Source organism: Blautia sp. AM42-2 (genome assembly GCF_003480245.1).
Taxonomy (GTDB): domain Bacteria; phylum Bacillota; class Clostridia; order Lachnospirales; family Lachnospiraceae; genus Fusicatenibacter; species Fusicatenibacter saccharivorans.
Window position 1 is genome coordinate 118,045 of sequence record NZ_QUIM01000010.1, and the last position, 6,697, is coordinate 124,741.

A 6,697-nucleotide genomic window follows, 5' to 3' on the forward strand; every position below is an offset into this window, starting at 1 on the left:
TGCAGAGGAGCTGCAGGCACTGCATCTGGCAATGAATGCAAAAGCAAAAAGAAAGAAAATGATTCAGAAAACAGCGTTGGTTATCATGAACCTGATTGTCTGCCTGTTTATGCTGTTTCCGCTGCTTTATACCATCAGCGTAGCATTTATGCCGTCCGGCGAGTTATACACAATGGCGATGAATATCGTTCCCAAACATCCGACACTGGAAAATTTTGTGGAAGCATTTCATAAAATCCCGTTGGTACGCTTTGTCCTGAATTCATTTTTGGTTGCGGGCAGCATTACACTGGGTCAGATTGTAACGTGTTCTCTTGCGGCATTTGCCTTCTCTTTCCTGAACTTCAAAGGAAAAAATGTTCTGTTTATGCTGGTCATGGCGACCATGATGGTGCCGGGTGAGGCAACCATTATTTCCAATTATCTGACAGTAGGAAGTCTCGGACTGCTCGATACCTATATTGTTCTGATCCTGCCTTCTCTTACCTCTGCAATGGGAATTTTCCTGTTCCGCCAGTTCTACATGACCTTTCCGATTTCGCTTTATGAATCGGCGAAGCTGGACGGCTGCGGTAATCTGCGGTTTATCGTAAAAATCCTGATGCCGCTGACAAAGTCAGCAATGGGAGCAATGGCGGTTTACACCTTTATCAATGCATGGAATATGTACATGTGGCCGCTGCTGGTTACAGGTTCGGACAGCAAGCGTACCGTACAGATTGGTATCAGTATGCTGAACAGCGTCGACGCACAGTCGATTACCCTGATGCTGGCGGGCGTAGTAATGATTATCATTCCATCCATTTCCATCTTTATCGTGGGCCAGAAGGCCTTAATCAAAGGAATGTTTTCGGGAGCAGTCAAGGGCTGATTCCTGTGACAGAAAAAAGAATAGAAAACTGTATGAAAACGAGGAAAAAAAAATGAAGAAAAAAGTGATTGCATCAATTCTTGCGGCTTCTATGGCAGCTATGGCGCTTACCGGATGCGGAGGCGGAAAAACAACGAGTGAGGCACAGAGTGCGACAACAGATGAAACCACAGCCAGCACTGAGGCAGGAAGTACGGCGGATGGAGCAGAAGCACCGGACTTAAACCAGGATACGAAGGGAACCACGATTACCTTCTGGCATTCCATGGGAGGTGTCAATGGCGAAGCGATGGATTATCTTGTCAATAAATTCAATGAAGAGAATACCGATGGCATTACCGTTGAGGCGGTTTATCAGGGAGAATATGATGATACGATTAACAAACTGAAAAGTGCACAGATCGGAAATATGGGAGCAGACCTGGTACAGATTTATGATATCGGAACACGCTTTATGATTGATTCCGGCTGGGTCATTCCGATGCAGGAGCTGATTAATGCAGATGGCTATGATATTTCCCAGATCGAGCCGAATATCGCTGCTTATTATACGGTAAACAATGAGCTGTACTCGATGCCATTCAATTCGTCCACACCGATTCTGTATTACAACAAAGATATGTTTGAAAAAGCAGGGATCACCGAGGTTCCTACAAGCCTGGAAGGAATTCTTGCCATCGGTGATGATCTGAAAACAAAGGGCGGAGCCGGTGAACCGCTGGCACTCTCCATCTATGGATGGTATTTCGAACAGTGGCTCTGCAAACAGGGACTTTCCTATGCGGATAATGGAAATGGCCGTGATGCTGCTGCTACTGCGGTTGAATTTGATTCCAACGGCGGAGCGCTCAACATCTTAAATGAGTGGAAAGCCCTGAATGATGCCGACGTTGCACCAAACGTAGGCCGTGCCGGAAGTGATACCGCAACGACAGACTTTACTTCCGGAAAAGCAGCGATCACCCTTGGCTCTACCGCATCTCTGAAGCAGATTTTGCAGGATGTCAACGGAAGCTTCGAGGTTGGAACTGCATATTTCCCGACAATCAAGGACGGCGATGAGGGCGGTGTTTCCATTGGAGGAGCTTCTCTTTGGGCATTGAACAATAACGACGATGTGAAAGCAGCTGCTACCTGGAAATTTATCAAATTCCTGATTTCCCCGGAATCTCAGGCATACTGGAATGCCGAGACTGGTTACTTCCCAGTTACAACAGCCGCCGATGAGGAGCAGACCTTCAAAGATAATGTAGCACAGTATCCGCAGTTCCAGACCGCGATTGATCAGCTGCACGATTCCAAGCCGCAGTATGCCGGCGCACTTCTCTCTGTATTCCCGGAGGCAAGACAGATTGTGGAAACAGAAATCGAGAATATGATCAACGGAAATGAGACCCCGGAGAAAGCAGTAGAATCGATGGCTTCCCAGATTAACAGCTCCATCGAGGATTATAATCTGGTAAATGAATAAGAGACAGGCTTTACAAAAATAAGATTTCGTCCTATAGTGAAGAAAAACGAGTTCCCAAAGCGTGTTTGAACGGTTTCTATGAAGGGGAAGATCCGAGTTACGGAAATGATTTTTCAGATATGACTGGAAATGCGTCGGAGACAAAAATCCGGCGTGTTTCCGGATTTATAGTAAGCCTCCAAATAATGCAAAAGAGTCAGTACCGCTTTTTTTAATTATTTTCAGGGTTTACGATAAAAGAAAAAAAGCTGCAGCCGGGACAAAAGATAGAAAAGAGTGCAGATTTGGAAATGGGAACGGAAAATGGAGGACAGATACGAGATGAAAACAAAAGTATGGGCACACAGAGGAGCCAGTGCATATGCGCCGGAAAATACACTGGAAGCGTTTCTTCTTGCGGCAGAGCATGGAGCTGACGGTGTGGAGCTGGATGTACAGCTGACGAAAGATGGCGAGATGGTTGTTGTCCACGATGAAGAAATCGACCGGGTCAGTGACGGAAGCGGATTTGTCAAAGATTATACACTTGCGGAATTAAAGACCCTGAACTTTAATAAGACACATCCAGAGTATCAGGATGTAAAAATTCCGACGCTTCGCGAAGTATATGAAGCATTAAAGCCAACGGGAATGACGATCAATGTCGAGCTGAAAACCGGTATTTTCTGGTATAAAGACCTGGAAAAAAAGGTACTCGAGCTGACAAAAGAGATGGAGATGGAAGATCGCGTGATTTATTCTTCCTTTAACCATTACAGCATTGCAAAAATTCTGGAACTGGATCCGAAAGCCAGCACCGGCATCCTCTACGCAGATGTTATTTACGATGTCGTGAATTATGCGAAAAAAATCGGAACAGGAGCTCTTCATCCGGCAACCTTTCATGTGCAGATGGCAGACTTTCTTCCGCAGTATGTGGAAAGTGATCTTGCAGTGCATGTGTGGACGGTCAATGATAAGGCGGAGATCGAACGCCTGATGGATGCCGGTGTTGACGCAGTCATCACCAATTATCCGGATGTGGCCGTTTCCTGCCGCAACGCGAAGTGATACCGATTGGAGAAAAAAAGCTGTTCCTTTTGGATATCGACGGAACCATCTGCGTGGGGAACCGTCTGATTCCGGGAGCAGACCGGTTTTTAAACGGACTGTCCGAGTACGGTGGAGATTATGTGTTTATCACAAATAATACGACGATGAGCGTAGCAGATTACCGGAAAAAATTTGCAAAGCTGGGCATTCCGACAACAAGCGGGAACTTTCTGACAGCATCCGTTGCGACAGCTCATTACCTGAAACAGAAATATGGATCCCGTCCCGTCTATGTGCTGGGAACGGACTCTCTGATCCGGGAATTGGAGAGCTTCGGTGTGTGTACCACCCGCGATCCGGAAAAAGAAGGAATTGCGTGTGTGCTTGCAAGCTATGATAATGAATTGACGTATCAAAAACTGACAGATATCTGTCGGCTGTTGACAGCGCGCCCGGAACTGGATTACGCTGCAACGAATCCGGACTATGTTTGCCCGATTGAATTCGGCTACGTGCCGGATTGCGGTTCCATCTGCGAGATGATCGGCCATGCGATCCACCGCATGCCGACTTATATCGGAAAACCAGGCATACGGATGATTGAGATGGCACTTGATATGACAGGCAGAACCCGAGATGAGGCTGTTCTTGTAGGAGACCGTCTCTATACGGACATTGCGTGCGCCAACATGGCGGGCGTTTCTGCAGCCCTTGTGCTTTCCGGCGAATCTACGCGTGAAGAGATGCAGAACTCGCAGTATCTTGTGGAGTATGTGTATCCATCCGTAAAAGAAATGTATTCGGAGTGGGTGTACGGACAAAAAAAGAAATGTTCTTAAAATTCCGAAACGGTTATGGTTTTGGAACAAAAAAACAGAAAGAAGAATTCTGAGAGGAGAACCTTTTTCCGAAGGAGTTCTTCTTTTTTGTTGCGGAAAAGGATACTTTCCGGATACGGGATAAAAGCCTGGGACGGTATAGAAAAAGCTTGCCAAAAGAGGGAATTTCCCTATATAATGATTCAGACTATAATATGAAAAAGAAAACGATCAGGAGATCGGAGAATTCCAATACAACAGAAGAAGGAGAATTTATGCATGAGTATTTTAAATGTAGAACATCTGTCCCACGGCTTCGGCGACCGTGCAATTTTTGAAGATGTATCGTTCCGCCTGTTAAAGGGGGAACACATCGGTCTGGTAGGCGCAAATGGCGAGGGAAAATCAACCTTTATGAACATCATCACCGGAAAGCTGATGCCGGATGAGGGAAAGGTTGAGTGGGCAAAAAACGTCCGTGTCGGCTATCTGGACCAGCATACCGTTCTGGAAAAAGGTATGACGATCCGTGATGTGTTAAAAAGTGCTTTTTCCTGGCTGTACGAGATGGAAGAGCGGATGAACACGATCTGCGATTCCATGGGCGATGCCTCCGAGGACGAGCTGAATCAGATGATGGAGGAACTTGGCGTGATCCAGGAAATGATGGATGCACATGATTTCTACATCCTGGATTCGAGAATCGAAGAGATTGGCCGCGCACTTGGTCTTGAAGAGATCGGTCTCGAACGCGATGTTACCGAGCTTTCCGGCGGACAGAGAACGAAGGTACTTCTGGCAAAATTACTTTTGGAAAAACCGGACATCCTTCTTTTGGATGAGCCGACCAACTACCTGGATGTGGAACATATCACCTGGCTGAAACGATACCTTGAAGAGTATGAAAATGCCTTCATTCTGATCTCTCACGATATCCCATTCCTGAACAGTGTTGTCAATCTGATCTATCATATGGAAAACAAAGAGCTGAATCGTTATGTTGGTGATTACGACCACTTCCAGGAGGTTTATGCAGTCAAAAAAGCGCAGAAGGAAGCTGCCTATAACCGCCAGCAGCAGGAGATCAGTGAGCTGAAGGATTTCGTGGCACGAAACAAAGCCCGTGTGGCAACCAGAAACATGGCCATGTCCCGGCAGAAGAAGCTGGATAAGATGGATGTGATCGAGCTTGCAAAAGAAAAACCGAAGCCGGAATTTCATTTCCGCACTGCGCGCACTTCGGGCCGCTTCGTTGTGACTGCAAAAGAACTTGTGATCGGCTATGAAGAACCGCTCTCCAGACCGCTGACATTTGCGATCGAGCGTGGCGAAAAGATCGTGCTCACCGGTGCCAACGGAATTGGAAAAACAACACTCTTAAAGAGTATCCTCGGTTTGATCCCGTCCCTTGGCGGAGACGTGGAGCTTGGCGATTATCTGGAAATCGGATATTTCGAGCAGGAAATGCCAAAAGGCAATACCAACAGCTGTATCCAGGAAATCTGGGAAGAATTTCCATCCTATACTCAGTATGAAGTCCGTGCAGCGCTTGCCAAATGCGGTCTTACCACACAGCACATTGAAAGCCTGGTGCGTGTGCTCTCAGGAGGAGAACAGGCAAAAGTTCGCCTCTGTAAACTGATCAATCGCGAAACCAATCTTCTTGTCCTCGATGAGCCGACCAACCATCTCGATGTAGACGCAAAAGAGGAGTTAAAAAACGCACTGAAAGAGTACAAAGGAACTGTTCTTATGGTCTGCCATGAGCCGGAATTTTATGATGGCCTGGCAACCAGCGTATGGGACTGCTCGGAGTGGACGACGAAAGTGATTTAATCGAATCAAGCAAGTCCCCTGCTTCCATTGCGTGGAGCAATAAGCAGTGGGTTGGGGCTTGTTTGTATCAGGAGTGGCACAAGTCACTCCTGATAAGCTGCGAAGCAGTTATTCGGTTATGAGCAAGTAGCGAAACGGATTGCGAATATCCGCTTGACTAATATTAAGAAGAAAAGTCAGCAGAAAACGGACTTTCATAGAAAGTGTTTTCTGCTGATTTTTTGCATTTAACAAGTAATTAGACAAAATAATGAATATACAGAATTGTATGTATTTTTCTAAAAATAAGAAAATTCGAAAAAAGGTGTTGACTTTTGCTTTGGGCGGTGTTATTATAACTAAGCTGTCAGTGAGAGCTGATGCGAATGAGTTTCTTTGAAACAGAAAAATCTAGTTCGGAGCCGGGTGGCTGCCGCGGGTTGGAAAAACTGCTTCAAAAAAACCTGAAAAAAGTTCTTGACAAAAGCAAACGAGTTTGATAAAATGAACGAGTTGCTGATCGAGAGAACAGCAAAGAAGTTCGAAAGAGCTTCAAAAAATAAATTAAAAAAAGTTCTTGACAAACGAAAAGTTCTGTGATAAAATAAACAAGCTGATCCGAGTCGGAACAGCAAAGATCCTTGATAATTAAACAGTGAAACACATCCTCGAAAGTTCTGAATAAGTAAT

General features: G+C 45.8%; 5 protein-coding genes. All 5 read left to right on the plus strand.

All coding sequences use genetic code 11. From position 1 onward, the window contains the following. The first annotated feature begins 58 nt into the window (after positions 1-58). The 5 genes from DW915_RS11805 (at position 59) to DW915_RS11825 (ending at position 6,028) form a co-directional block, all read left to right on the plus strand. Positions 59-871 carry a carbohydrate ABC transporter permease gene (locus DW915_RS11805; protein ID WP_442857844.1) on the plus strand — a complete coding sequence of 271 codons (813 nt, stop codon included), beginning with the start codon at positions 59-61 and terminating at the stop codon, positions 869-871. 52 nt (positions 872-923) lie between these two features. Continuing rightward, complete coding sequence (locus DW915_RS11810) at positions 924-2,342, plus strand: ABC transporter substrate-binding protein (RefSeq protein WP_022462395.1); 1,419 nt, start codon at positions 924-926, stop codon at positions 2,340-2,342. Between the two features lie 321 nt (positions 2,343-2,663). Next, the gene (locus tag DW915_RS11815; RefSeq protein ID WP_118742180.1) at positions 2,664-3,392 is read left to right on the plus strand and encodes a glycerophosphodiester phosphodiesterase; all 729 of its coding nucleotides are present in this window, start codon (positions 2,664-2,666) and stop codon (positions 3,390-3,392) included. Between the two features lie 29 nt (positions 3,393-3,421). After that, on the plus strand, positions 3,422-4,213 hold the full coding sequence (locus DW915_RS11820; protein WP_243033830.1) for an HAD-IIA family hydrolase: 792 nt from the start codon (positions 3,422-3,424) through the stop codon (positions 4,211-4,213). 258 nt (positions 4,214-4,471) lie between these two features. Then, entirely contained in the window at positions 4,472-6,028 is a 1,557-nt protein-coding gene (locus DW915_RS11825) for an ABC-F family ATP-binding cassette domain-containing protein (RefSeq protein ID WP_118666848.1), read from the plus strand. Positions 6,029-6,697 lie beyond the last annotated feature (669 nt).

What these genes read in the sequence shown, in the direction of transcription:
- DW915_RS11825 (WP_118666848.1), top strand. Translation starts at nt 4,472, where the DNA reads ATGAGTATTTTAAATGTAGAACATCTGTCCCACGGCTTCGGCGACCGT.
- DW915_RS11805 (WP_442857844.1), top strand. Translation starts at nt 59, where the DNA reads ATGATTCAGAAAACAGCGTTGGTTATCATGAACCTGATTGTCTGCCTG.
- DW915_RS11815 (WP_118742180.1), top strand. Translation starts at nt 2,664, where the DNA reads ATGAAAACAAAAGTATGGGCACACAGAGGAGCCAGTGCATATGCGCCG.
- DW915_RS11810 (WP_022462395.1), top strand. Translation starts at nt 924, where the DNA reads ATGAAGAAAAAAGTGATTGCATCAATTCTTGCGGCTTCTATGGCAGCT.